Genomic DNA, 25,505 nt, shown 5'->3' with positions numbered 1-25,505 from the left:
GGATCAGGACAGCGTGAAGCGTAGAGGAGATCGCGTAAACGCCACGATAAGAGTGAAGGAGGACCTGTAAAAAAGGCGTAAACGCGCGGCCGATTTGTCTGTTCGGGCACAGTTTGCGCGCGGGCGGAGCCGCCAAACCGCTCAATGGACTGACAATACGCTCAGTTGCTCCGCCACGGGACCGAGCACCATCGCCGGGATGAACGTGAGCGATGCCACGAGTACGATCGTGCCGATCAAAACGGCGACGAATAGGGGTTGGTGAGTCGGCAGCGTGCCAGGGCCCTCGGCTCGCCGCTGCTTCGAAGCCAACGACCCAGCGATCGCCAGTACAGCGATCATCACTGCGAAGCGGCCGAACCACATGGCGATCGCCAGCATCACGTTATAAAACGGCGTATTGGCGGACAACCCGGCGAATGCACTGCCGTTATTATTCGCGGCCGATGTAAATGCATATAGGATTTCGCTTAAGCCGTGCGGACCCGGGTTTGCAATGCCGGCAGTACCCGCTGGCAGTAAAACCGATATCGCGGTTCCGGTTAGAACGAGAACAGGCGTGGCCAAGATCGCGATCGCCACCATCTTGATGTCGAACGCATCGATTTTCTTGCCGAGGTACTCGGGCGCGCGGCCGATCATCAAACCTGCGACAAAGACAGCGAGCATTGCATCGATGATCATGCCGAACAACCCGGATCCCGCCCCCCCGAACACGACCTCGCTTGTTTGCATCAATGCCATCGGCATCATGCCGCCGATCGGCGTAAACGAATCGTGCATCGCATCAACGGCCCCATCCCCGCCGCTCGTCGTCACGGCTGCGTAAAGCGCCGAGGACACAATGCCGAACCGGGCCTCCTTCCCCTCCCAGTTGCCCAGCCGCATCCGCTCTCGCGCCGTGGTTGTGGCGCTGGCCGCGGTCGTGGACGAGGGTTCCGTCAGCGCGGTTGCGACCTGCGCTGTCTCGGCTTGCTCCGCATGAATGGTTATCGCCGCCGAGAACACGAATAAAATCGTCATCGCCGCAAGCAGCGCGAGACCTTGTCGCCGATCGCCGAGCATCGCGCCGAACGTATGACATAACGCGGCCGGGATAAGCAAGATGGCGATCATCTGTAGAAAGTTCGTAAGCGGCGTCGGGTTTTCATACGGGTGTGCTGAATTGGCGTTGAAAAAGCCTCCACCGTCGCCGCTGAGCAGTTTGATCGACTCTTGTGAGGCGACCGGGCCCATCGGCAGCAGTTGCGATGTCACGGCAACATCATCTACCACGGGGCGGCCTGCGACATCCTTTATCGTTACGCCGGCGGCATCTATTCGAGGGGCGCTATAGGATGTCCCTTGCACCGTCTGTATCGTCCGGTACGGCTTGAAATTTTGGAGCGTGCCTTGCCAAATGAACGCAAGCGCGAAAAGGATTGAGAGCGGCAGGAGCACGTACAGCGTGACGCGCGTCAGATCGACCCACACATTTCCGATGGTCCGTGCGTCTCGACGGGCGAATGCCCGCGTCAATGCGAAGAGTACGGCCATTCCACAAGCGGCCGAAAGGAAAGACTGGACACTGATACCGAGCATCTGGCTGACATAGCTGAGTGTCGTCTCTCCGGCATATCCCTGCCAACTAGTATTGGTGACGAAACTGACCGCAGTGTTGAACGCCAAATCGGGTGAAACGCCCGGCAGCCTTTGCGGGTTGAGCGGCAGCCAGTACTGCGCGCGCTGAAGCGCGTATAAGAACAACGCGCCTAGCCCGTTGAATGCGATTAACCCGATTGCATAACGCTTCCAATCCATTTCGACTGACGGATCGAGCCTCGCGGCCCGATAAATTAAGCGCTCGAGCGGACGTCCGACCCGTCCGAGCAGCGGCGCATTGCCTTGTGCCACTCTCGCCATATATTCGCCAAGCGGCCACGCAAGCAAGAGCAGCACGAAGACAAACAAGCCGATTTGAGTACCTGCGTAAGCCACCATGGATTCCCCTTAAGCGGGACGTCGAATCACATCCGCTGACCGTTATTGCATGTCATGTAACGTCAAGATAGTGAAAAGTTTTGGCTATGTGACGTAAAGATTGTGTCAAGTGATCCTATCTCCCGTAGCCGCCTCGATGCCTGGGCTACGGATGCCGGATACAGCGCATTGCCGCGAGATCGATAAGGTCACGAAGCCAATGAATATGGTCGACTCTGCCCCTACCCGATGAAAGAAGCGTCTATTTCGCATAAGACCAGTCCTAGATTTTCGTCCGACGACGATCTCTTTGTGTCCAGCGACTAGCCTGCGCGCCTTGGCGTATGAAGCGAAGGCTCTTCGCGCAATTCACCGCTCACTTTTTCATCTCAACGAGGGAAAGATGTTTAGCTGCTCCCCTGCCCGCATCGGCGCGCTTGCGCGTTCGTTGCTGATTTGCGCGTCGCTAGCTTGTTCGATCGACGCGCTGGCCGAATCCGGCCACTACCGCGTCAGAGAAGAATTGCTTTCGACGGGCGTTCGAGTTGCCCAGCAAGTCGACGCGGTCGCTTTCCCCCAATTCGAAGGCTCGCCTCCAAAGTCGCCGGATACCGATACCCCGGCGGTCGGGACCGACCGAATGCGCTCCGTTCGCGCGCTGATTCCCGCCAAGGGCGATACCACGTTCGTACTCGCTTTACCGAACGGATCGGCCTATCTCACGTTCGACTTGTTCAACCATGCCGTGCTCGTCGGCTACGGCGGCCCTTCGATTACGCAGTCGCCCACGCCGTTTTGGGGAACCCAGAAAGAATCCGTCCGGCAAAGCAACGACGATCCCAGGTGGTCGCGGGTGTTCAACATCGGTCGCCGGATGTCTCCCAAGGCAACCCATGTACTCGTCACGCTCTACGTCGTGCCTCGACTAGACAACGCAACGCAAACTGCGAGCGCACCCAACGTGACGCTGAGGCTCAACGAAGCGACGGTGCAAGGCATGCACGTGGTTAGCGGTCGACCGCTGGCCGATAACGTAACGCTCGCCGTCAGCGATGCCGACTGGCTAGCCTGGCGCGAGCAGCCTATTCGGGCAGGGATGATGCCCGATGGCAACGGGACCTTCGTGCTTCCCGCGGCCTTTGAGAAGCGCTTGCCATTCGTGGAACAGCGAACGATCGATCTGAGCCACGACGCTGGCGGACGCCGACGTGACAAGCGCTGCATGACCAGCGTCGCGTACGAGATGAGCAATTTGCTGTTTCCCGCGCTCTTGGAAGTCTATTTCGGCCGATCGGATCTATGCACGTTGGATCCGCATCCGAACCAAGATATCGCCGCGCCGCTGGCTCTGGTCGAAGTGGCGAATCGAGACGATATCCCGCGCTTGCCCGACTCGACGGTTTTCGAGGCGATCGCGCAAGCGCCTGAAGAATTGGGCGCATCGGACGCGTTCGAAGCCGCAATGAATATCCAGTTCTGCAATTCGAACCACGCTCAGGGCACCGGCGAGGATGCTTGCACCGACGCCGACAGGCGCGCCGCCGCGGCGCTCGGAGAGCTGACGCCATTGCAAATCGACGACTTGCTCGCGCAGATCGAACGCATGTACGACGCGCAGCAAGCAGGGCCGGCCACCTTACGCACGGACGACGACGAACTGAGCCGATGGCTGAACGCCGATCTGGTGCGCGCCGAAAATGCGCTGAACGCCGCGCAGGCCATCGTGCACGTATCGGATGCGCGAGAGGAGCCAAACGAACCGGTCAAGAAGAAGAAAAAGAGGAACAGGAACCGGCAGCAGGTGGTGAAGGCGAGCTGCGTCGAAAACCATAAGGCGCAGACCGCCCCAGGAGACAGGGCGCAGAAATGCGTCGGTGCGGCGAAAGCGCTCCTGCACGGAACCGGCGAGGCGGCCGCGGTGACGGTCGCGCTCACCCCGCAGGTGGCGAGCCGCGACCGCTATAGCCGGCGCGGGACGGAGCAATTCAATCGCTATGTCAGGGAGTTTAGAAACACCGGGAGGGGGATGCCGCGCGGGATATCCGAAGAACAATTCGCAACCTTTACCGCGGCCATGGGTAGGGACGTCGCACCTGCCGGTGACAACCTCGGCTTTGTATTCATCAACGATCCAGCGCTTCGCGGCGGGGCCGCACGCTTTCCGTACGGCGTCGAGCATATCTGGGCTTCCGGTGGCGGCGGCAATGAGAATGCAGGGCACCGGCAAGATTGGGAAAAGCTCAAAGGTCTACCCGTGGAGAGCCGGGAGCTGTTGATACAGATCGTTATGGCTGCGTTGACGGATCCAAACGCGCGCTTCACGCAATTGCGCTCGCGAAACGGCAACGTCGCGCGCACGTTTCAATACTTCGTTTTCATGCACGGCAATATCCCGTTCGCAATCAGGAACGTGCGAATCGTCTTGGGCCAAAACGGCATGGTCGTGACTGCCTACCCGCTTCGCGGGGCCAGCGCAGAGCCGCTGGAGATGTGAAGCCGCTAACGATATGAGGTGATATCGACAAGGGACATCGGCACTACCGGTGCCGATGTCTGCACACCGGTCGCCTTCACGGCCGGTTTCATGGTCGCGAGTTTCGGCACCGCCGCGTCACTTACCGAACAAGATCGCAGGCGTCAACGCCTGGGCCATGGCAGCATTTCCCGCATCGTTCGGATGCAGATGGTCGCCGACGTCGAACGCGGGCAACATACGCGTCGGATGCGCCGGATCGCGTAGCACCGAATCGAAATCGGCTACTGCATCGAACGCTCCGCTCGTACGAATCCACGCATTGATTTCTTGGCGGACCTTGTCTTTTCCTGCCGTGTAGTACCCCTTGACATCGCTGCCTTCCAAGGCGCCTTCGAACGGCGCGATCGTACCGCCCACGACACGTATACCGCGCGTATGAGCACGCTCGATCAATTGGCGATAACCCTCGATCAGCGCTTGTGCGGTCATCGGTTCTTCATTCGATGCGAAGCTCGATCCGGGCCAGCCGATATCGTTCGTTCCAAGCAGGACGATCACGGTTTTTACGTTCGGGCGGTCGAGCACATCGCGCTCAAGCCGAGCCATTGCCTTCACACCCATGCCATCGCGCAGCAAGCGCGCACCGGAGATTCCGGCATTGATCACAGCGATATGGTCGTCGGCGACACGGTGCGCCAGATCGTCCGTCCAACGACGGCCTGCATCGATCGTCGTGCCACGCCCGTCCGTTATCGAATCGCCGAGGGCAACGATCGTGCTGGTGCCTTGTTGCGCATCGACGAGTACCTCACTGAGCAATAGCCTCGCATCGAGCAAGGAGGGATTGGCGAGTTGTGCGTCCCCTAAACGATCGCCGGCGATTACCTCCGCTTGCTGCCGGCCATCCCAGTGAAACGTGGTCAACGGTGTGCGTCGCGGCAAGTACAGACTTACTGCAAGACGCGCGAGCGACGCGACGGGCATATCGATCGGATCGGACACGACACGCTTTCCCGGGGGAATCGTTGTACTCGATTGGCCATGAAAGGTCACGCTTCGATCGGTTGAGGTATCGATTTTCTGCGATGTATCCGTCAGCTTTGCGATATGTGCACCGCCGACGGTGACGGGCATCGCGCCGTATTCATTCGATATGGCGATGCGAATTCGCTGGCCGCCGACGCTCAGACGGACGATCTGTCGGATCGTACTCTTAGTCAACGTATCGGGAATGCCCTTGGGGAGTGGCAAGGCATCGGCGGTCCAAACCGGTTGGATGCTCGCGGCCCAGGTATCGATCCATGCGGCATGAGCAGAGTGAGCGGCCATGCCGCCGGCGATCACGGCGCCGGTTACAACGACATTTGCGGTGTTACGCAAAAGGTGGGAAGTAGCCGCCCCGAAAGACCGTTGAGTTTTCATCTTGTCGCTCCAGACAGTAAGCGCGCGGTTTGCGCGCCAGGAGACGCCAAGTTAGGCCATTCCTTTTCGGCTTAGAAGAAGGCAAACTCGCATATCACCCATTCCATTCCAGAATGTGCATGGATTCGATCAGAGCGATGCGTGCATTTATTCGTGCGGGCGCGCTAGCCCTTGCGCCTCGTCCAGAGGAAATAGCCGATCGTAAGCGCGACCGTTATGGTATCGGTTGTGTAGAGCGCCGGCAAAGGATCCGACCATTTGTCCATGTTCGTTGTTCTTGAATAGTATGGCTCTCCGCTCCCATAAGCTTCAACGAGGTTGATCCCGTTGAATACAGCAACGCCCGCGATAAAGGTAAGTAAGATCGCGCCTATGGAGGCCTGAACGAGTCGTCGAGGATTCATTACGGGTATTGGACTGAGAGAGGTATGTAGCAGTCTCTCACGTCTTTCGTCGCGTCGCGCAGGTCCGCGACAAACGCGTCCATCCCTCTATAGAGATCGATACATCCAGCACTACCGGGCTCGGCCCCTCCGTGTATGAAAAAGCCCCCGCGTCCATGAGTCTCGGTGCCGGGCCAAACATGTATTAGGCAGAAACGCTACCCCCTTATCAATAAATAGCGCACATGGATTCGATCAGAGCGATGCGGGCATTTATTCGTGCGGTTGATCTCGGCAGCTTGTCTGCCGTAGCGCGCGAACTCAATACCACCCAACCCACCGTCAGCAAGATCATTGCGGGACTGGAGGCCGAGATGGGCGCCCGCCTGCTCGCGCGCACCACCACCTCGCTTTCGTGTACGGAACAAGGCCAGCGGCTCTATCTGCGCGCACGTCAAATGGTCGAAGCGTATGACGAGGCGAAGTCCGACGTGCGCGGTTTGATCGAACGTCCCGAGGGACGACTGCGCATTGCCGCGCCCGTCAGTTTCGGCGTATTGCACTTGAACAAGCTCGTGCTCGAATTCATGGAGCACTATCCGCAGATCGAAGTAGACGTCACGCTGAACGATCGCTTCATCGATTTGGCTGTCGAAGGGGTCGATATCGCCCTGCGCATCGGCGGCGACTTGCCGCTCGACGTCGTCGCGCGTCCGATCGCGGCGTACGAGCGCACGGTCGTCGCAACGCCCGCCTATATCCGTTCGCATCCGGCCATTCGCCGGCCGGAGGATCTCGCCAAACACGCCTACCTACGTTTTGCATGGCTCGCTCAGGGCGATTCGCTCACCCTTGCTCACCGCGATGGACGGCAGACGACCGTGCTGACACAGGCACGCTATCGCATCAATAACTCGCTGGCGATTCGGGAGGCCCTGCTGGCCGGCGCGGGCGTCGGCCTCGCTCCCGATTGGCTCGTCGCAGATTTGCTCGAGAATGGGCGCTTGCAGCGCGTCTTACCGGCGTGGCGCGCGTCACCACATGAACTCTTCTTGCTCTACCCGCCACGCCGATATCAGCCATTGCGAGAGCGCGTATTCATCGAATATCTGACGGCGAGATTCGCGAATCGCTGAGTACTTCGGGACGAAAGTGGCGCGTTGGCTTGTTGGGATCGTACTCATCCATGAATCGACGCCACGTCAGCCAAGGTACTCTGGGCCGGCCATCCGTGGTAGACGGGAACCGCAACGTACAACCCGTTACTTATCGCTTGCAGTTGGTCAACCGCCGCGCATCGTATTACACATATCCAACGCTGCGGCGGGGCTTCTCCAATGTTGGATTTCGAGCAGGCGGAAAAGATGAGTGCGGTATTGAGAGAAGAATTCGAGGCACGTATCGAGGCCGTAGAGGCCCGCATGGACGCGCGTGTCTCGGCGATGGGAGCGCGACTCGACGCATTTACGATACGGGCCGAGGAACGCGAGCGGCGCTTCAACGAGCGGTGCGATGAGCGCGACAAGCGAATCGAGTTGCTTGCCCAGCAAGTGGCCGCCGCGGCGAAAAGCGCATCGAATCTCAAAGGACATATGTGGCTCGCCACGACGACAGTCATCATCGCGGTATCAGGCACCGTCATAGCGGCCTATTACGCGACGCAGTCGTCTCACCTAGGCATGGCGCAAACGGTGATCTCCGCGTTCCAGCAGGGACAACAAACAATCGGTCCGACGAGGGAGTGATTGACACGCGGCGGCGAACACGTTGTTTAACCGCCTCACCCATAAAAGTACGGACAGGTCCTACGCCGCAGGCGCATACAAACACCTTGCTGCCGATCGATCCGCGAATCTCGAACGAAACCGATCGGCCGCAACAAGCGCTTATTTCGCCGCGGTGCTCATCGGCGTGCCCGTATACTTCAGCGTCTCGACTTCCGGCTCAGCCGTTTCTGCGTCCTCGAGCGTCGGCGTGACGTGACCGACCAGCAGTCCCATACTCACGGACGTCTGCACATATTTCGTATCCCCGGCGTGCAGCGCGAACTTGACCTCGCGCGTTACTTCGGTCGATGTCGACACCGTATAGTCGCCCGGCTCTTCGTCAAGAAAGAAGAAGCCGCCCGGAACCGAACGTCCTACGACCTTATCGTTGAGCTTGATCTCAGGCTGGATCATCCCGCCGCCAAGACTATCGGAGCGGTAGAAATAGATGCGACCGTGATCGGCGGCGAGCGTCGGGATGGCAGACGCCACGTCCTTGTACTGCGGACCGGACGCACAACCTGTCGCAACTAAAGCCACGCCGGCTGAAATCAACAGTGCTCGAAAAAGCTTCTTCATTAAATGGTCTCCTTAGATTGACTCTTCAAAGAAATCGCGAGCGGCGGGCGAGCCCTCGATTTTCGCTTGCATCCGCCGCTTCTATATAACGGCTCGCGGAGTATAGTCTTTAGATGTATCCAGTCGAGGCAGATAGATTGGTCGAGGAAATCTACGAGGGTTGCGCTTTACTTTTTTATAATGAATATGCTGAATGACTACCATAAGCATCGTCTCAAGATGGCATTGACATTCTGCCTTTGACTTCGAAGAGCGGTTGCTTTGCGAGGTCAGATCGAACGCATCGGGATTGAAGCTCCCGCCGCACCATTCGAGGAAGCGTCCACGACGGCCTGTGCAGCCCAGTCGTGGGCCTATTCACCAGGACCAGCTGCATACTGCATTGCGCTAGGAGCCAGTGAACATCGCCGTCCACACGATACAACCTGCTCGGACTATTCCGTCGAAACCGCAATCGTATGGCCAGCAATCGATGACAATCAAGTGCGGATTTGTAGATTTTTGTCTAAAAACGATCTTCTATTCTTGGCGGACCATCATTCGAATAACGGCGTCGCGCAGCTTTTTATATAAAAATGTTGACGCAATGGTATGCGATAGCATTCATCAGCCACGCTGATTTGAAAAATCATGCAAAATTGACGAAATGACCGATCGGGCGCTCGTTCCTTTTTATTAGCCAGACCGGTACACCTTTATCGATCGATCCCTTTAAGTAGAGACCATATCGGGATGCTCCGCCGCCATGCTTACGCAGATCAGATGTTGTCAATTTGTTGAGATTGGCTCACGTAGCGCATGCGCTAGTCGATGTCCCCCCAACAAGCGCGGCGGTCGCCGACGACGTGCGACGCCTTCGAACGCTTTAGACCGATCCAAATAAAAAACCCGCGACAGCCTAAGCTGACGCGGGTTTTTTAAATCTGGTCGGGGCGAGAGGATTTGAACCTCCGACCACCTGCACCCCATGCAGGTACGCTACCAGGCTGCGCTACGCCCCGAAAGCGTGAAAGTATAACAGACACTTTCACTAAATAGAACCACCTTCAATCAACTATCTGCGCAGCAGTTCGATGATGCCGATCAGATCCTTTCTCAGCTGTCCGACATCGACATCGCCGCCGGCTTGCAAAGCCGAAGGCAACGTCGATACGGGCGCCGCTTCATGCTGCCCTTGCGGCTCAAGCTTCGTATCCGCTTCTTCCTCGATCACCGCGCCGCGCGCATCGAGCTTGTTGCGCGCACCGTTGATCGTGAAACCTTGCTCGTAGAGCAGGTCACGAATACGGCGTATCAACAGCACCTCGTGGTGCTGATAGTAACGACGGTTGCCACGACGCTTCACGGGACGCAGTTGCGTGAACTCCTGCTCCCAGTACCGCAATACGTGCGGCTTCACGCCGCACAGCTCGCTCACTTCACCGATCGTGAAATAGCGCTTCGCCGGGATCGGAGGCAAGACGACTTTCTCGACCGTCGTAGTCATCGTCGGTTAACCGTCGTGGTGAAAGGCGCGCTGCAACGCGTCGAAACCTCGCGATCAGCGCGGCAGAGCCGCTCAAGCGCCGTTTTCCACCAGCGCCTTCAGCTTTTGACTTGCATGGAACGTTACGACACGGCGCGCGGCGATCGGAATCGCCTCGCCCGTCTTGGGATTGCGCCCAGGCCGTTGCGGCTTGTCACGCAACTGAAAATTGCCGAAGCCGGACAGCTTGACGCTATCCCCCCCCTCAAGCGCATCGCGGATCACCTCGAAAAACGCCTCGACCATGTCCTTGGCCTCGCGCTTGTTCAATCCCACATTGTCGAACAGCAACTCGGCCAACTCGGCTTTGGTCAGGGTCGGCGTTTCCGGGGAGGTGGATACGCCGACAAACGGTGTCGGTATCTCGCGAATCATGGCGCCACGCTGCGCCGCAAGTAGGGCTTCGAAATCACTCGAGTTCATTTCATTCATGTCTAAAAACGGCGACTAACCGATGGCGACCCATCGTATAAACGCTCTTTCGAGCGTTCATACGCTTATCCGCGCAACCGCGCACCGTAGACTCGAGCCAAGCAATCCACCAAGGCCTTGACGGCCAAATCGACCGTCTCATCCTGAAGCGTGCCGCCAGTATCTTGCAGGGTCACGCGGAAGGCAAGGCTTTTCTCGTGCGCCGCCATCCCACCGGAAGTGCTTGATTTTGCACGAAATTCATCGAATAGTGCAACCCTTTGAACGAACTTGCATGCCGGTTCGCCAAGCGCCTTTTGCATCTCGTCGAGTAGCGCCTGAACCTCCACGCTTTGATCGACGACCACGGCGATATCGCGCCGAACGGGCGGATATTTCGACACTTCCGTCAGCGACGGCAACGCACGGCCCATGAGCGCCTGCGCATCCACTTCGAATAGGATCGGCGCGTGCGGCAGATCGTATTGCTGCATCCAGCGCGGGTGCAGTTCACCGATCCACCCCACGGCCTGTCCGTCGAGTTCGATACGGGCGCTGCGCCCCGGATGCAACGCCGGGTGCGCCGCTTTGACGAAGCGTGCAACGCGCGGTGCGAACAGCGCTTCGACGTCGCCTTTGACGTCGAAGAAATCGACCATCCGCGTCGACGTGCCCCACTGCTCGTCCACTGCCGGACCATAAGCGAGCGCGCCGATGTGCTTGGGCTGCGCATAACCCTCGACAGTCAGCTCGCTAGCCCCGACCGATGGATCGCGCAAGAACACGCGCCCCGCCTCGAACACGCGCACACGGTCCGCGCGGCGATTCAAGTTGTGACGCAATACGTCGATCAGGCTACCGAACAGCGTCGTACGCATCACCGACAACTGACTGGCGATCGGATTGAGCACGCGCACCGGCGCATCGTTGCCCGCGAAATCGCGCTCCCAGCTTTCGTCGACGAAGCTGAAATTGATCGTCTCCGCATAGTCGCGCGCGGCGAGCGCATGACGCAGCGAGTGAATCGATCGGCATGTCTCGTTCGTCGCGCGCATCGCATTGGCCGCAACGGGAGGACGCGCCGGAATCTTCTCGAAGCCGTAGATGCGCGCGACTTCCTCGATCAGATCTTCCTCGATCTCGATGTCGAAGCGATACGAAGGCGGCGTGACGGCGAAAATCTCGCCGTCGAATTCATACTCGAGGCCGAGACGCGTGAAGATCCGCGCCATTTCCTCGGCTTCGATCGCGATGCCGATCACGCGCTGCGCACGCGCTACACGCATCGCCACCGGTGCACGCTGCGGCAAATTGACGACTTGGTCGTCGACGGGACCTGCCTCGCCGCCGCAGATGTCGAGAATCAAACCGGTGATGCGCTCGATATGCGCAACCGTCGTTTCGTAATCGACACCGCGTTCGAAACGATGCGCCGCATCGGTCGAGAAGTTGTACTTGCGCGCCCGGCCGCGAATGCTATCGGGCCACCAGAACGCGGCTTCGAGGTAGACGTTCGTCGTATCGAGCGTTACCGCCGTGCTATCGCCGCCCATGATGCCGGCCAGACTCTCGACTTGCCGATCGTCTGCGATCACGCCGACCGATTCGTCGAGTTCGACCGTGTTGCCGTTCAGCAGCTTCAGGCTCTCGCCGTGACGCGCCCAACGCACCTCGATACCGCCGTGGATCTTATCGAGATCGAACACGTGCGACGGACGACCCAACTCGAGCATCACGTAGTTCGAGATGTCGACGAGCGCCGAAATGCTTCGTTGTCCTGAACGCTCGAGCCGCTCCACCATCCATTGCGGCGTCTTCGCGCGCGCGTTCACGCCGCGAATCACACGGCCCGAAAAACGGCCGCACAAATCCGGCGCCGCGATTTTGACGGGCAGACGTTCGGTCAGCTTCACTTGCACCGGCTCGATCGCCAGCGGCTTGAGCGGCGTACCCGTGATCGCAGCCGTCTCGCGCGCAACGCCGAATACCGACAAGCAATCGGCCTTGTTCGGCGTCAGCTTGATTTCGAAAACGGTGTCGTCGAGGTTCAACGTTTCGCGAATGTCCTGCCCGATCGGAGTGTCCTCGGGCAAGATCATGAGACCGCTGTGATCTTCCGAGAGCTTCAACTCGCGTGCCGAACAGAGCATGCCTTCGCTTTGCACGCCGCGCAGCTTCGACAGCTTGATCATGAACGGCGCCCCGCCCTCCTCGGCCGGCGGCAGTTGAGCACCGACGAGCGCGACGGGAACCTTGATCCCAGGGGCGACGTTCGGCGCGCCGCACACGATATTGAGCACCGAGCCCGTTCCGGCATCGACCTGACAGACGTTAAGCTTGTCGGCGTCGGGGTGCTTCACCACCTCGAGCACGCGGCCGACCACGATCTTCGTCGTAGGCGGTGCGGCTGGGCGCAACGATTCGACTTCGAGGCCGGCCATCGTCAACGCATGCGACAGTTCCTCCGTCGTCAGTTGCGGATCGGCAAACGTTCGGAGCCAGGATTCAGGGAATTGCATGTGTGTCTACGTTCGAAGGAGTGGGTCCATGCCGGGCCGGCGTACGCTCTGCCCCGGCACCGCTTGCGGTTATCGCTACGCGCTTGGCGCGTTACGCGAACTGCCGCAAGAAGCGCAGATCGTTCTCGAAGAACAGCCGCAGATCCTGCACGCCATAGCGCAGCATCGTCAAACGCTCGAGGCCGCTGCCGAACGCGAATCCGATGTAGCGCTCGGGATCGAGGCCCATGTTGCGAATGACGTTCGGGTGCACTTGGCCCGAGCCCGAGATCTCGAGCCACTTGCCGGCGTTCTTGCCTTCTTCGAACTTCATGTCGATTTCAGCCGAAGGTTCCGTGAACGGGAAATACGACGGCCGGAAGCGCACGAGGATGTCGTCGCGCTCGAAGAACTTCTTCAGGAAATCGGTGTACACGCCCTTCAAATCGGCGAAGCTGATGTTCTCGTCGATCCACAAACCTTCGACTTGATTGAACATCGGCGAGTGCGTCGCGTCGCTGTCGACGCGATACGTGCGCCCCGGCACGATGACCTTGATCGGCGGCGTATTGCTGCGCGCGTAGCGAACCTGCATCGGGCTCGTATGCGTACGCAGCAGCAGCGGACGACCGCCCGCATCTTTTCCGTCGACGTAAAACGTATCTTGCATCGACCGCGCCGGATGGTTTTCCGGGCTGTTGAGGGCCGTGAAGTTGTACCAGTCGGTTTCGATTTCGGGGCCGTCGGCCACGTCGAAACCGATCGACCCGAAAATTTGTTCGACGCGCTCCCACGTCTGCATCACAGGATGCAGACTGCCGGCGCCGGCACCGCGGCCGGGCAGCGTCACGTCGATCGCCTCGGCCGTTAAGCGTTGTTCGAGCAACGCCTGCGCGAGCGCGTCGCGCCGTGCGGTCAGCGCCGCTTCGACTTGCTGCTTCGCGACGTTGATGCGCGCGCCCTCGGTCTTGCGCGCCTCGGGGTCGAGCTTGCCCAGCCCCTTCAGGAGCTCGGTCAACATGCCCGCCTTGCCGAGAAAGCGAGCCTTCTCGTTCTCGAGCGTGGCGCTATCGAGCGCTTGCGAGAAAGCTTCTTGCGCGTCGGCGACAATCCGGTCCAGATCCATTGATCCCATCATTTCAACGTCGGTGTTTTACGTAAGTGCGGCCAGCAAAAAAAAGGGGCTCGGTGAGGAGCCCCGTTTTCTTGTCTGAAGCACCGGCTTGCACCGACGCTCCAGACGAACCACGCAGTGACTAATCTATCAATTAGGCTGCAACGGCGGCTTTCACCTGCTTCACGATCGCGGCAAAAGCAGCCTTGTCGAACACGGCCATATCGGCCAGCACCTTGCGGTCGAGTTCGATCGACGCCTTCTTCAGGCCGTTGATGAACACGCTGTACGTCATATCGTGCTGACGGACGGCCGCGTTGATACGCGTGATCCACAGTGCACGGAATACGCGCTTCTTGTTGCGGCGGTCGCGGTAGGCGTATTGGCCTGCGCGCATGACCGCTTGCTTCGCGATGCGGTAGACGTTATTGCGACGGCCGCGGTAACCCTTGGCCAGGTTGATGATCTTCTTGTGGCGGGCACGTGCCGTAACCCCACGTTTGACTCGAGGCATGTTTCGCTCCTATGAGTAAAGGTTGAGGGTTAGGCGAAGGGCATCATGGCGCGCACGGAATCCAAATTGGACTCGTGCACCGCTGCCGAACCGCGCAGGTGACGCTTATTCTTCGTGGTTTTCTTCGTGAGAATGTGGCGCTTGAAGGCTTGACCGCGCTTGACGGTACCGCCCGGACGCACCACGAAGCGCTTTGCAGCGCTCTTCTTGGTCTTCATCTTAGGCATGACGAACAACTCCGTTATTTGATGGCGATGGGTGTGCGGCCGGCAAAAAGCCCTGGCTCCGCCCTTTGAAACCCAGTCCACTTGTCTGCGGCTTGACCGTTGCCGGCCGCCGCGTTTTCAGGCACGCCGCCCGATACCGCCGGGCGCCGCGCCGAAACCTGCTTGGCACTTCTTTAACTGCTTCGTCGCACGCGCCGCCATTCGCCACTTACGGGCGATCGGCGGCGAGCCGCACGTTACTTCTTTTTCTTCGGCGCGAGCACCATGATCATCTGGCGCCCTTCCATCTTCGGCATTTGCTCGACCTGACCCACTTCCTCTAGGTCGGTGCGCAAGCGCTCGAGCATCCGCATGCCGATTTCCTGGTGCGCCATTTCACGACCGCGAAAACGCAACGTGATCTTCGTCTTGTCGCCCTCATCCAGAAAGCGCACGAGATTGCGTAGCTTGACGTTGTAATCGCCGTCGTCGGTACCCGGGCGGAACTTCACTTCCTTGACCTGGATGACCTTCTGCTTGAGCTTCGCTTCGTGCTGCTTCTTCGCTTCCTGGTACTTGAACTTGCCGTAATCCATCAAACGGCAGACCGGCGGGACCGCCTGAGGGGCGATTTCCACCAAATCGACGTCCTGCTGTTCCGACATGCGGAAAGCATCAGCCAGTTTCACGATGCCGAGCGGTTCGTTGTCGACTCCGACTAGACGCACCTCGGGTGCGGTAATCTCACCGTTGATGCGGTGCCCCTTATCAGTAGCGATGTTCCGTGTCCTCTAAAAATTAAAAAAACGAGCCGCGCTGCCGCAGTGGCTTACTTGAACGCCTGGACGTCTTCACGCAGGCGCTCAACGAAGGCGTCGATCGGCATCACGCCCAGATCGACACCGCCACGGGCACGCACGGCTACCGTTTGTGCTTCACGCTCTTTGTCGCCTACCACGAGCAGGTACGGCACTTTTTCGAGCGTATGCTCGCGTATTTTATAGCTAATTTTCTCGTTGCGCAAATCGAGCTCGATTCTAAGCCCTTGTTTTTGCAACGTTTGGGCCAAACTCTGCGCATACTCGGCCTGGCTTTCGGCGATATTCATGACGACAGCCTGCGTCGGCGCCAGCCACGGCGGCATTGCGCCGGCATGGTGCTCGATCAAAATCCCGAGGAAACGCTCCATCGAACCGACGATCGCCCGGTGCAACATCACGGGCCGGCGGCGGCTGTTGTCCTCGGACACGTACTCGGCGCCGAGCCGCTCCGGCAGCACCATATCGAGCTGGAGCGTGCCGCACTGCCAGGACCGGCCGAGCGCGTCCTTGATGTGGTACTCGATCTTCGGGCCGTAGAACGCGCCCTCGCCGTCAAGCTCCTCCCAGGTCAGACCGCAAGCCCGCAACGCTTGGCGCAGACCTTCCTCGGCACGGTCCCAAGTCTCATCCGTCCCCGCGCGCTGCTCCGGACGCAACGAAAGCTTGATGTCGATCTTTTCGAAGCCGAAATCGCGGTACACGCTCATCGCAAGCGTGTTGAACTTGATCGACTCCTCGATGAACTGCTCTTCCGTACAGAAGATGTGCGCATCGTCCTGAACGAAGCCGCGCACGCGCATCAAGCCGTGCAGCGCGCCCGATGCCTCGTTGCGATGGCATGAGCCGAACTCGGCGTAACGCAGCGGCAAATCGCGATACGAGCGCAGACCGTGCTTGAACACCTGCACGTGACCGGGACAGTTCATCGGCTTGATCGCGTAGTCGCGCTTCTCCGACTCCGTCGTGAACATGTTCTCGCGATAGTTCTGCCAGTGGCCCGACGCTTCCCAGAGCGAGCGGTCCATGATCATCGGCGTCTTGATCTCGAGATATCCGTCGGCGTTCACGCGGCGGCGCATGTACTGCTCGACCTGCTGCCAAAGCGACCAGCCCTTCGGATGCCAAAACACCATGCCCGGCGATTCGTCTTGCAAATGGAACAAATCGAGTTGACGGCCGAGCTTGCGGTGATCGCGCTTCTCGGCTTCCTCGAGCATGTGCAGATACGCGTCTTGCTCTTCCTTCTTCGCCCAAGCCGTGCCGTAGATACGCTGCAATTGCTCGTTCTTCGAATCGCCGCGCCAATAGGCGCCGGCGACCTTCATCAGCTTGAAGACCTTGAGCTTGCCCGTGGACGGCACGTGCGGGCCGCGGCACAAATCGGTGAAACCGCCGTGCGAATAGAGCTTGATTTCGTCGCTGGCCGGGATCGATTCGATGATCTCGGCCTTGTACTTCTCGCCGATGCTCTTGAAGTAGTCCACCGCCTCGTCGCGCGAGACGACGCGACGCGACACGGGCTCGTCCTTCTTCGCGAGTTCTTGCATGCGCTTTTCGATCTTCTCCAGATCCTCGGGCGTAAACGGCCGTTGATAAGCGAAGTCGTAGTAAAAGCCGTTGTCGATCACAGGCCCGATCGTCACTTGCGCTTCGGGATAGAGATCTTTCACGGCATACGCGAGCAAGTGCGCCGCCGAGTGACGAATGATATCGAGGCCGTCCGGGTCCTTCTCCGTCACGATCGCGAGCGAGGCGTCGCGGTCGATCAACGTGGAGGTATCGACGAGCTCGCCATCGAGTTTGCCGCCCAGCGCGGCCTTAGCGAGACCCGGACCGATCGAGGCAGCAACCTCGACTACCGTCACCGGGTGATCGTATTGTCGAGACGAACCGTCGGGCAGGCGTATCGAAACCATTGCGTTCTCTCCGAGATGCCACGCGGGGCATCGAAAACAATCGATTGGCGGCAACAATCAAAACTGCAAGAACTTGCCAAGCAAAAGACGGATAAAAAAAATGCGGCCCCGCTTTCGAGGGGCCGCATTCACTTTCACTAACTAGCAGACTAACAGGGCGAAAGAGGTCCTCGACTAGCGTCGCTCCGAAAAAGTTTCGGTCAACGTTCGCGGTGTCATAACCGTATTCGCCTTGTGCGCTTTCGCGCCTTTGACTGCTTTTGAACACCCGGCGGACCGGACATTCGATTTTCGTTGGTAGGCTCGATTGGACTCGAACCAACGACCCCCACCATGTCAAGGTGGTGCTCTAACCAGCTGAGCTACGAGCCTGAAGAAGAAGCGATTATATGGACCCTATTGAAAGTTGGCAAGTACTTTTATGCTTTCACATGCAAAAAGTTACGACTTGCGCGTTGCGCTCACGACGCCGGCCACTTCGCCGAGCAACGTGCACGCGCGTTGTATCTGCGACGAGCTCGAGACTTCCACCGTGAATTGCATGAACGCGCTCGTGCGTCGGCTCATCGTCTTCACGCCGACGACATTCATCTTCTCGCGCGCGAACACTTCGGAGATGTCGCGCAACAAGCCTTGCCGGTCTTGCGCTTCGATGGTGATGTCGACGGGATAGACCGACGAGCCGCGCCCGCCCATCACATCCGCCGACCATGCGGCGGCCAACACGCGTTCGGGCGCGCGCGCCGCCATGCGCATGAACATCGTGCAGTCGCTGCGGTGTATCGACATGCCCTTGCCGCGCGTGACGAAGCCGCTGATCTCGTCGGGCGGCGCGGGACGGCAGCAGCGCGCGAGCTGCGTGAGCAACGCATCGACGCCGACGACGAGCACCCCCGTCGACGCGCCGCGCGCGACGCTCGCACCGCTGCCGCGTTTCTCGAATTGCTCGGGCGTATCGACCTGCGGCTCGGGCGGCGCGGTATCCGAGAGCGCCTGCTCGATGTTGCGAAGACTGAACTCTTCCTTGCCGACGACGTTGAAGAGATCGTCGGGGGACTTGAAGCCGAGCTTGGACGCAAGCTGATCGAGATTGACCGAAGTCTTGCCTTCCCGCTGCAACGTCTTTTCGACCATCGCGCGACCGCTCGCGATGTGCTCCTGCAATTCGATCGCGTTGAACCACGCGCGGACCTTTTGCCTTGCGCGATTGCTTTGCAAATAGCCGAGCTGCGGATTGAGCCAATCGCGCGAAGGACCGCCCTCCTTCACCGCGACGACCTCCACCGTCTGGCCGTTATGTAGCGGCTTGTTCAGCGGCACCATCGCGCCGTCGACACGCGCGCCGCGGCAGCGGTGACCGAGCTCGCTATGCAAGTGATAGGCGAAGTCGAGCGCCGTCGCGCCCTGCGGCAACGCAATCACGCGTGCTTGCGGCGTGAGTACGTAGATGTGATCGTCGTCGAGCGTGGCATGGCGCAACTGCTCCCACGGCTTCGCCGCGGACGGCTCGCTCTCGGCGACGTCTTCCTTCCATGCGAGGAGTTGACGCAACCAGGCGATCTTCTCGTCGTATTTCTCGCTAGCGCTGAATTGGCCGCCATAGCCGCGCACGCCCGCTTCCTTATAGCGCCAGTGCGCGGCCACGCCATACTCGGCGAAGCGATGCATCTCGTGCGTACGGATCTGAACCTCGAAGGCGCGACCGTCGTCGCCGATCACGACCGTATGCAACGACTTATAGCCGTTCGGCTTCGGCCGCGAAATGTAGTCGTCGAACTCCTTCGGCACGGGCTGCCAAAGGTTGTGCACGATGCCGAGCACCGCGTAGCAATCTTTGATGTCCGGGACGATGACGCGAAACGCGCGCACGTCGTAGAGCTCGGCGAAGTCGAGCGCCTTGCCGCGCATCTTGCGCCAAATGCTGTAGATATGCTTCGGACGCCCGCTGACCTCGGCCGGGATATGCGCGGCCGCGAGTTCCTGCTGCAACCGTTCGATCGCCTGCGCGACGTAGGTCTCGCGCTCGACCCGCTTTTCGTCGAGCAGCTTGGCGATGCGCTTGTAGGTATCGGGGTCCTGAAAACGGAACGCGAGATCCTCGAGTTCCCACTTCAGTTGCCAAATCCCGAGCCGGTTCGCGAGCGGCGCGTAGATTTCGAGCGTCTCGCGCGCGACGTCCGGTCCCGGGGAGATTTTCGCGGCGGCGTAGTAGCGCAGCGTCTGCAAGCGCGACGCGAGCCGGATCAGCACCACGCGGATGTCCTGCGCGAACGCGAGCAACATCTTGCGTAGCGCCTCGATCTGCGCGCGCCGGGCCGCCTGCGCGTCGCGGCCCGCCTCGGGCATCGCGTTGCTCGCCGCTTTCAGGCTGACGGTGCCGAGACGCAGCAGCTTGCGTACGTCGCCCACGAGCTGTCCCACCTCCTCGCCGAAACGCTCGGCGATGATGCGCTCGGGATCGGCCAGATGAGGCGTGAGCGCGAAGAGCGCCGCTGCCAGCACGGCAGATGGATCGACGTTGAGTTTGCCGACGATCGACGCGGTACCGGCCGCATGCTCGGCGAGCAACTCTCCCGACGCTAGGCGAGCGTCGCCCGCGTGCTCGCGCACGAATGCGAGCGCTTCTTCAAAGGACGGCAACGACGGCGCGCCGGCGACGACCGTATCGGCGTTCATCGTTCGACTCTCTTGCGTGGGGCGGAACTACGAAATTCGATAATGTCAGCCGCGCTGGGCCGCAACGACGACGATTTCGACGAGGCACTCGGGATTGGCAAGCTTCGCCTCGACGGTGGCACGCGGCGGCGTGGCGCCTTGCGGAACCCATTCGTCCCACGCGGCGTTCATGCCTTGGAAATGAACCATGTCGGACAAGTAGATCTGCACCGACAACAGCTGCGTCTTGTCGCTGTCCGCTTCTGCAAGCAGGCGATCGATATGGCCGAGCACCTCGCGCGTTTGGCCGCCGATGTCCTGATTCGTATCTTCGGCGATCTGGCCGGCCAAGTAGATCGTGCCGTTGTGAATCGCAATTTCCGAGAGGCGCTTGCCGACGTGATGACGAATGACTGCCATATGAAGTCCTGATCCGGTACGAAAGGTTGCACGGGCCGGCTCGTGCGGCCTCGCCTTCGGCGGGCCGCGCGAGGCGACAAACCGCTATTATGACGCGAGCGCGTCGTCGCCGACGAAGAAACGGCGCGCGATGGCAATTTGCTCGGCGTCGAGGAAGGCCGGCGCATGCCCCGTGCCCTCGATTTCGACGCTGGAAACCGCTTTGCCGCGTTCGACCATACTTGCCGCCGTCTGCGCCGAGAGCAAGTCCGATTCGGCGCCGCGCGCAACGAGCACAGGGCCCGGAATCGCTTCGAACAAACGCCACAGCAGCGCCTCCGCACCGAGGCCGGCATCGGGATTGACGGCCGCGAACGGCTGCGCGATGGCCGGGTCGTAGCGAAATCCCCACGTGCCGTCCTCGCGCTCGCACATGAGCGGCGCGTTGATCTCATGCCACTCGTCGGCGCTCAGCCGGCCGAAACCCGGCGCGAGCGACGCCGCGTAATCGACGGCTTCGCCGAGCGTGCCGAAACTCAAGCTCTTGCCGACATAGTCGCGGATCCGATCGAGCGCGCCCGGCTCGATATGTGGCCCGATATCGTTCACGAGCAGCTTACGGATCGGCGATTCGGGCAAACCGGCCAACGTCATTCCGATCAAACCGCCCATCGACGTTCCGAACCAGTCGACCGACTCGACGTCGAGCCGCGCGATCAGTGTGACCATATCGGTGACGTACTGCGGCACGATGTAGCGGTTGGCATCGCCGAGCCAATCGGAGAGGCCGCGGCCCACGACGTCGGGACAAACGACGCGATACACATCCGCGAGAGCGGCCGCGACGCGGTCGAAATCCCGACCCGAGCGCGTCAGCCCGTGCACGCACACGAGGACCCGCTTATTGGCGGGATCGCCCCATTCGGTGTAGGCCATCCGGTGCAGCCCCGTGGGGCTCGCGCACTGTACGTAACGTTGCACCGGAGCGAATTTCTTGGCGGAAGTGAGCGTGGTTTGGGTCATCGTATCGTCGTCCTCGGGTGGATACGGCGCGCGACGCGATATGAAGCGTGCAGGTCGCGGCTGCCATCGATTGTAGTCATTTCACGAAGGGGGATGTCTCGCGCCCCGCCGTGAAGCAGATTCGTGCAGCGCACAGTCTAGGACGATCGACGAGCCGTCATTGTCTTGCGGATGACAGTCGAGGCGACGCACCTTTAACTCTTTCCATGCCTCAATGCTTCTACGCCTCAACGAAAACGGGCGGCACCTGGCCGCCCGTTCGTTCTGGCGTCGCCCGCGAGCTACGCGGGACGCGATGTTCAGCTCACCGCGCTCGTATCGAGCGGGGCGCCCGTCTTCGCTTTGATTTCGTCGACGGTCACGCCCGACGCGAGTTCGACGAGTTTCAGGCCTGCCTCGGTCACGTCGATCACGCCCAGGTCCGTGATGATGCGATTGACGACGCCTACGCCCGTCAGCGGCAGCGTGCAGGCGTCGAGGATCTTGTGCTGATCGCCCTTGGCCACGTGCTCCATGAGCACGACGACGCGCTTGACGCCGGCCACGAGATCCATCGCGCCGCCCATGCCCTTGATCATCTTGCCGGGGATCATCCAGTTCGCGAGATCGCCGTTCTTGCTGATCTGCATTGCACCGAGGATCGCCAGATTGATGTGGCCGCCGCGAATCATCGCGAACGAATCGGCCGATGAAAAAATCGACGAACCGGGCAGCGTCGTAATCGTCTGCTTGCCTGCGTTGATGAGGTCGGCGTCGAGTTCCTCTTCCGTCGGCGACGGGCCGATACCGAGCAGCCCGTTCTCCGATTGCAGCCACACGTCCATGCCCGCCGGCACGTAATTCGCCACGAGCGTCGGCAGCCCGATGCCGAGGTTCACGTAGAAGCCGTCTTGCAGCTCCTGCGCCGCACGCGCGGCCATCTCGTCACGTGTCCAAGCCATGTCAGTCTCCTTTCGCGCGCACGACGCGTTGTTCGATGCGTTTTTCCGGGTGCGCATTGAGCACGATGCGCTGCACGAAGATGCCAGGCGTGTGGATCGCATCCGGATCGAGTTCGCCCACTTCGACGATCTCCTCGACCTCGGCCACCGTGATGCGCCCCGCCATCGCGCACATCGGGTTGAAGTTACGCGCGGTGCGACGATAGATGAGGTTGCCGGCCTTATCGGCCTTCCACGCCTTCACGAGCGCGACGTCGGCCGTCAGCGAATGCTCGAGCACGTATTGGCTGTCGCCGAACTGACGCGTTTCCTTGCCCTCGGCGATGATCGTGCCGTAACCGGTGCGCGTGAAGAAGGCCGGAATGCCCGCCCCGCCGGCGCGCAACTTTTCGGCGAGCGTACCTTGCGGCGTAAATTCGAGTTCGAGTTCGCCCGACAGATACTGGCGCTCGAATTCCTTGTTCTCGCCGACATACGACGAGATCATTTTCTTGATCTGGCGCGTTTCCAGCAACACACCGAGGCCGAAGCCGTCGACGCCCGCATTGTTGCTGATGCAGGTGATGCCCTTTACGCCCGAATCGCGCAGCGCCGCGATCAACGCTTCGGGGATGCCGCACAGGCCGAAGCCGCCGACGGCGAACGTCTGACCGTCCGCGACGACGCCTTCGAGCGCGGCGGCCGCGCTTGGATAGACTTTATTCATCTGTGTGTCCCTTCCATGATGGAAATCCGACAATCGGATCGGCACGAGTGCAATGGTCGACATCGAACGCAATCGATGCCCATTTTAGTCGTCGCGCGCGCATCCGTTCATCGGCGATACGCGCGCCACACTCGATTTAATGGCCCAAAGGGTACGATGCTCCGCGCATGCGGCACAATACGCAAAAATACATAAGCGAAAGCCCGTGAAATCCGCGCCCGCTTGCCGCGAATCATGCCCAAAATCGATTATCAAACCGCTTTCCATCTAGCGCCGATCGGCCTCGTGCTGTCGCGCGATCGGGTCATCGAAGACTGCAACGACGCGGTGGCCGCCATCTTCCGCTGCGATCGTTCGGCCTTGCTCGGCCGTTCCTTCGAAGTGCTCTACCCGTCGTCGGACGAGTTCATGCGTATCGGCGAGCGGATCGGGCCGATCATGACGGCGCAAGGCAGCTACGCCGACGATCGGATCATGAAGCGCGCCGACGGCGAACTCTTCTGGTGTCACGTGACGGGGCGCGCGCTGGAGCGCCAAGCCCCCCTCGCCGCGGGCGTCTGGACGTTCGAGGATTTGAGCGCCACGCGCCGCGTGGCCATCGAGTTGACGCCGCGCGAACGCGAGGTGGCCGCCCAGTTGGCGACCGGAAAAACGAGCAAGCAGATCGGCCGCGCGCTCGACATCAGCTCGCGCACGGTCGACATCTATCGCGCGCGTCTCATGCGTAAATACGGCACCGGTAACGCGACCGAACTCATGCAACGGCTGCTCGGCCATTGACCGAGCGTACCGTCAAGCAACTGCGCGAGCGGCGTTAGCCCGCGGTGACGAGACGCGGATGGTCGAGCAGCGTGCGCAGACGCTCGGGCAAAGGCACCGAACGGCCCGCGGCGTAATCGATCCAGACGCAGCGTGCCGTCCCGCGCGCATAGAGCGTGCCCGGATCGTCCGAACGACGCAGCTCGAACCCCGTATCGAAGCTGCTGCGCCCGGGCTTGCCCACCGACATCGCCGCGACGATGTCGCCCGGGTAATGCAGTTGCCGCAGGAAATCCATCGAGGCATTGACGATCACGGGCCCCTGCCCCTCGTCGGCGCCGCCGATGATGCCGATCGATTCGAACCAGCTAATCCGCACCTGCTCCATGTAGCGAAAGTACACGGTATTGTTGACGTGTCCGAACGCATCCATGTCGCCCCAACGGATGGGCATCGACATTTCGAACACGCGCTGGTAGTCGTTGATCGTCGCTTCTGCTTGTTCCACTTCTTTCTACCTAAAACAAAAAAATCCGGGGCGCCGATCCGCCTGGCCCGGCGGGGTTAAGCAAGGCCGAACCCGTCGTCGGCCGCGATCACGGCGCCGTTGATGAATTGCGATTCGTCGGCGGCGAGCAGCAACAGCAGACCGTCCAAATCCTCCGGCCGGCCCACGCGGCGCCGGGGCAGCATCGACAGCAGCTTCTGACCCTGATCGGTCGACCAATGGTGATGATTGATTTCGGTATCGATATAGCCCGGCGCGATGGCGTTCACGTTGATGCCGTGCCGGCCCCATTCGAGGGCCATCGCCTTCGTCATGTGAACGACCGCCGCCTTGCTCATCGAATATAGGCCGATCTGCGGCAACACGCGCAATCCCGCCACCGAGGCGATGTTGATGATCCGGTAAGCGGGCTTCTGAGCGGCGCCGGCCGAACGCATGATCATCCGCTTGGCCACTTCCTGAGCGACGAAGAATGCGCCGCGCGTGTTCGTATCGAACACGTATTCGTAGTCGGCCGGCGTGACCTCGGACAGCTTTTGCGTGGTCGACACACCGGAGTTGTTGACGAGGATGTCGATCGTCCCCGCCTCGGTTTCGGCATGCGCGACGGCCGATTTGATGCTCTGGTAATCGGTGACATCGAGGGAGACGACGTGCGCCGCCCCGCCCGACGCCTCGATTTCGGCGCGCAATTCCTTCAGACGGTCCACACGACGGCTCGCGAGCACGACCTTCGCGCCCGCCTGCGACAGCACCAGCGCGAAACGCTTGCCAAGCCCGCTTGACGCGCCGGTAATCAGCGCGACCTTACCTTCCAGGTTGATCGAACGGCCCATTCTCATTCCTTTGATCGATGAAGTTGTGCGATGTGCGATCGAATGCGTGACCTGCCGCTGGCATGCCGCCACTCTACCATGGAAATAG

22 protein-coding genes and 2 tRNA genes are annotated in these 25,505 nt (G+C 60.4%); 4 read left to right on the top strand and 20 right to left on the bottom strand.

Going from position 1 to position 25,505, the window contains the following annotated elements:
- Nucleotides 1-141 precede the first annotated feature (141 nt).
- Complete coding sequence (kdpA, locus tag AB1286_RS18350; RefSeq protein ID WP_430364593.1) at nucleotides 142-1,980, bottom strand: potassium-transporting ATPase subunit KdpA; 1,839 nt, start codon at nucleotides 1,978-1,980, stop codon at nucleotides 142-144.
- Between the two features lie 382 nt (nucleotides 1,981-2,362).
- On the opposite strand from kdpA, the gene AB1286_RS18345 reads away from it, so the two are divergent.
- Complete coding sequence (locus AB1286_RS18345; protein WP_430364592.1) at nucleotides 2,363-4,453, top strand: hypothetical protein; 2,091 nt, start codon at nucleotides 2,363-2,365, stop codon at nucleotides 4,451-4,453.
- Nucleotides 4,454-4,570: 117 nt separating this feature from the next.
- Here AB1286_RS18345 and AB1286_RS18340 read toward each other — a convergent pair whose 3' ends face one another.
- Entirely contained in the window at nucleotides 4,571-5,857 is a 1,287-nt protein-coding gene (locus tag AB1286_RS18340) for an SGNH/GDSL hydrolase family protein (protein ID WP_430364591.1), read from the bottom strand.
- Nucleotides 5,858-6,485: 628 nt separating this feature from the next.
- Here AB1286_RS18340 and AB1286_RS18335 point away from each other — a divergent pair.
- Together AB1286_RS18335 and AB1286_RS18330 are read left to right on the top strand one after the other, a co-directional pair.
- Complete coding sequence (locus AB1286_RS18335) at nucleotides 6,486-7,376, top strand: LysR substrate-binding domain-containing protein (RefSeq protein WP_430364590.1); 891 nt, start codon at nucleotides 6,486-6,488, stop codon at nucleotides 7,374-7,376.
- Nucleotides 7,377-7,604: 228 nt separating this feature from the next.
- A complete protein-coding gene (locus AB1286_RS18330; protein WP_430364589.1) occupies nucleotides 7,605-7,985 on the top strand; it encodes a hypothetical protein in 381 nt (126 codons plus the stop codon).
- Nucleotides 7,986-8,126: 141 nt separating this feature from the next.
- Here AB1286_RS18330 and AB1286_RS18325 read toward each other — a convergent pair whose 3' ends face one another.
- From AB1286_RS18325 to AB1286_RS18250, 16 genes are all read right to left on the bottom strand, one after another.
- Nucleotides 8,127-8,585 carry a DUF2846 domain-containing protein gene (locus tag AB1286_RS18325; protein ID WP_430364588.1) on the bottom strand — a complete coding sequence of 153 codons (459 nt, stop codon included), beginning with the start codon at nucleotides 8,583-8,585 and terminating at the stop codon, nucleotides 8,127-8,129.
- Between the two features lie 924 nt (nucleotides 8,586-9,509).
- Nucleotides 9,510-9,586: transfer RNA gene (locus AB1286_RS18320), tRNA-Pro, on the bottom strand.
- Nucleotides 9,587-9,639: 53 nt separating this feature from the next.
- The gene (locus AB1286_RS18315; protein WP_430364587.1) at nucleotides 9,640-10,071 is read right to left on the bottom strand and encodes a MerR family transcriptional regulator; all 432 of its coding nucleotides are present in this window, start codon (nucleotides 10,069-10,071) and stop codon (nucleotides 9,640-9,642) included.
- A 72-nt stretch (nucleotides 10,072-10,143) separates the two neighbouring features.
- Complete coding sequence (locus tag AB1286_RS18310; protein WP_430364586.1) at nucleotides 10,144-10,542, bottom strand: integration host factor subunit alpha; 399 nt, start codon at nucleotides 10,540-10,542, stop codon at nucleotides 10,144-10,146.
- A 65-nt stretch (nucleotides 10,543-10,607) separates the two neighbouring features.
- Nucleotides 10,608-13,040 (bottom strand): phenylalanine--tRNA ligase subunit beta, encoded by a 2,433-nt coding sequence (gene pheT, locus AB1286_RS18305; RefSeq protein ID WP_430364585.1) that lies wholly within the window; start codon nucleotides 13,038-13,040, stop codon nucleotides 10,608-10,610.
- Between the two features lie 91 nt (nucleotides 13,041-13,131).
- The gene (pheS, locus tag AB1286_RS18300) at nucleotides 13,132-14,145 is read right to left on the bottom strand and encodes a phenylalanine--tRNA ligase subunit alpha (protein ID WP_430364584.1); all 1,014 of its coding nucleotides are present in this window, start codon (nucleotides 14,143-14,145) and stop codon (nucleotides 13,132-13,134) included.
- Between the two features lie 142 nt (nucleotides 14,146-14,287).
- Nucleotides 14,288-14,647 (bottom strand): 50S ribosomal protein L20, encoded by a 360-nt coding sequence (gene rplT / locus AB1286_RS18295; protein ID WP_004192938.1) that lies wholly within the window; start codon nucleotides 14,645-14,647, stop codon nucleotides 14,288-14,290.
- A 29-nt stretch (nucleotides 14,648-14,676) separates the two neighbouring features.
- A complete protein-coding gene (gene rpmI, locus AB1286_RS18290; RefSeq protein WP_102648611.1) occupies nucleotides 14,677-14,874 on the bottom strand; it encodes a 50S ribosomal protein L35 in 198 nt (65 codons plus the stop codon).
- A gap of 236 nt (nucleotides 14,875-15,110) precedes the next feature.
- Nucleotides 15,111-15,632, bottom strand: a complete 522-nt coding sequence (infC, locus tag AB1286_RS18285) for a translation initiation factor IF-3 (protein WP_102648581.1) — start codon at nucleotides 15,630-15,632, stop codon at nucleotides 15,111-15,113.
- Nucleotides 15,633-15,682: 50 nt separating this feature from the next.
- Nucleotides 15,683-17,590 (bottom strand): threonine--tRNA ligase, encoded by a 1,908-nt coding sequence (thrS, locus tag AB1286_RS18280; protein WP_430364583.1) that lies wholly within the window; start codon nucleotides 17,588-17,590, stop codon nucleotides 15,683-15,685.
- 295 nt (nucleotides 17,591-17,885) lie between these two features.
- Nucleotides 17,886-17,962: transfer RNA gene (locus AB1286_RS18275), tRNA-Val, on the bottom strand.
- Between the two features lie 69 nt (nucleotides 17,963-18,031).
- Complete coding sequence (locus AB1286_RS18270) at nucleotides 18,032-20,266, bottom strand: RelA/SpoT family protein (protein WP_430364582.1); 2,235 nt, start codon at nucleotides 20,264-20,266, stop codon at nucleotides 18,032-18,034.
- 45 nt (nucleotides 20,267-20,311) lie between these two features.
- Nucleotides 20,312-20,665 carry a RidA family protein gene (locus AB1286_RS18265; RefSeq protein ID WP_430364581.1) on the bottom strand — a complete coding sequence of 118 codons (354 nt, stop codon included), beginning with the start codon at nucleotides 20,663-20,665 and terminating at the stop codon, nucleotides 20,312-20,314.
- 87 nt (nucleotides 20,666-20,752) lie between these two features.
- On the bottom strand, nucleotides 20,753-21,667 hold the full coding sequence (locus tag AB1286_RS18260) for an alpha/beta fold hydrolase (protein ID WP_430364580.1): 915 nt from the start codon (nucleotides 21,665-21,667) through the stop codon (nucleotides 20,753-20,755).
- Nucleotides 21,668-21,966: 299 nt separating this feature from the next.
- On the bottom strand, nucleotides 21,967-22,608 hold the full coding sequence (locus AB1286_RS18255; protein ID WP_430364579.1) for a CoA transferase subunit B: 642 nt from the start codon (nucleotides 22,606-22,608) through the stop codon (nucleotides 21,967-21,969).
- A gap of 1 nt (nucleotide 22,609) precedes the next feature.
- Complete coding sequence (locus AB1286_RS18250; RefSeq protein ID WP_430364578.1) at nucleotides 22,610-23,314, bottom strand: CoA transferase subunit A; 705 nt, start codon at nucleotides 23,312-23,314, stop codon at nucleotides 22,610-22,612.
- A 234-nt stretch (nucleotides 23,315-23,548) separates the two neighbouring features.
- Between AB1286_RS18250 and AB1286_RS18245 the strand changes: the two genes are divergently transcribed.
- The gene (locus tag AB1286_RS18245; protein WP_430364577.1) at nucleotides 23,549-24,094 is read left to right on the top strand and encodes a LuxR C-terminal-related transcriptional regulator; all 546 of its coding nucleotides are present in this window, start codon (nucleotides 23,549-23,551) and stop codon (nucleotides 24,092-24,094) included.
- A 34-nt stretch (nucleotides 24,095-24,128) separates the two neighbouring features.
- Here the strand turns inward: AB1286_RS18245 and AB1286_RS18240 are convergent, their stop codons facing one another.
- Both AB1286_RS18240 and AB1286_RS18235 read right to left on the bottom strand, forming a co-directional pair.
- Nucleotides 24,129-24,560 carry an acyl-CoA thioesterase gene (locus AB1286_RS18240; protein ID WP_430365115.1) on the bottom strand — a complete coding sequence of 144 codons (432 nt, stop codon included), beginning with the start codon at nucleotides 24,558-24,560 and terminating at the stop codon, nucleotides 24,129-24,131.
- Between the two features lie 77 nt (nucleotides 24,561-24,637).
- Entirely contained in the window at nucleotides 24,638-25,417 is a 780-nt protein-coding gene (locus AB1286_RS18235; protein ID WP_430364576.1) for an SDR family oxidoreductase, read from the bottom strand.
- Nucleotides 25,418-25,505 lie beyond the last annotated feature (88 nt).

Source organism: Trinickia sp. NRRL B-1857 (genome assembly GCF_050470685.1).
Lineage (GTDB): Bacteria > Pseudomonadota > Gammaproteobacteria > Burkholderiales > Burkholderiaceae > Trinickia.
The sequence above is the reverse complement of the archived record's forward strand: the minus strand, read 5'-3'. Positions and strand labels throughout refer to the sequence as shown.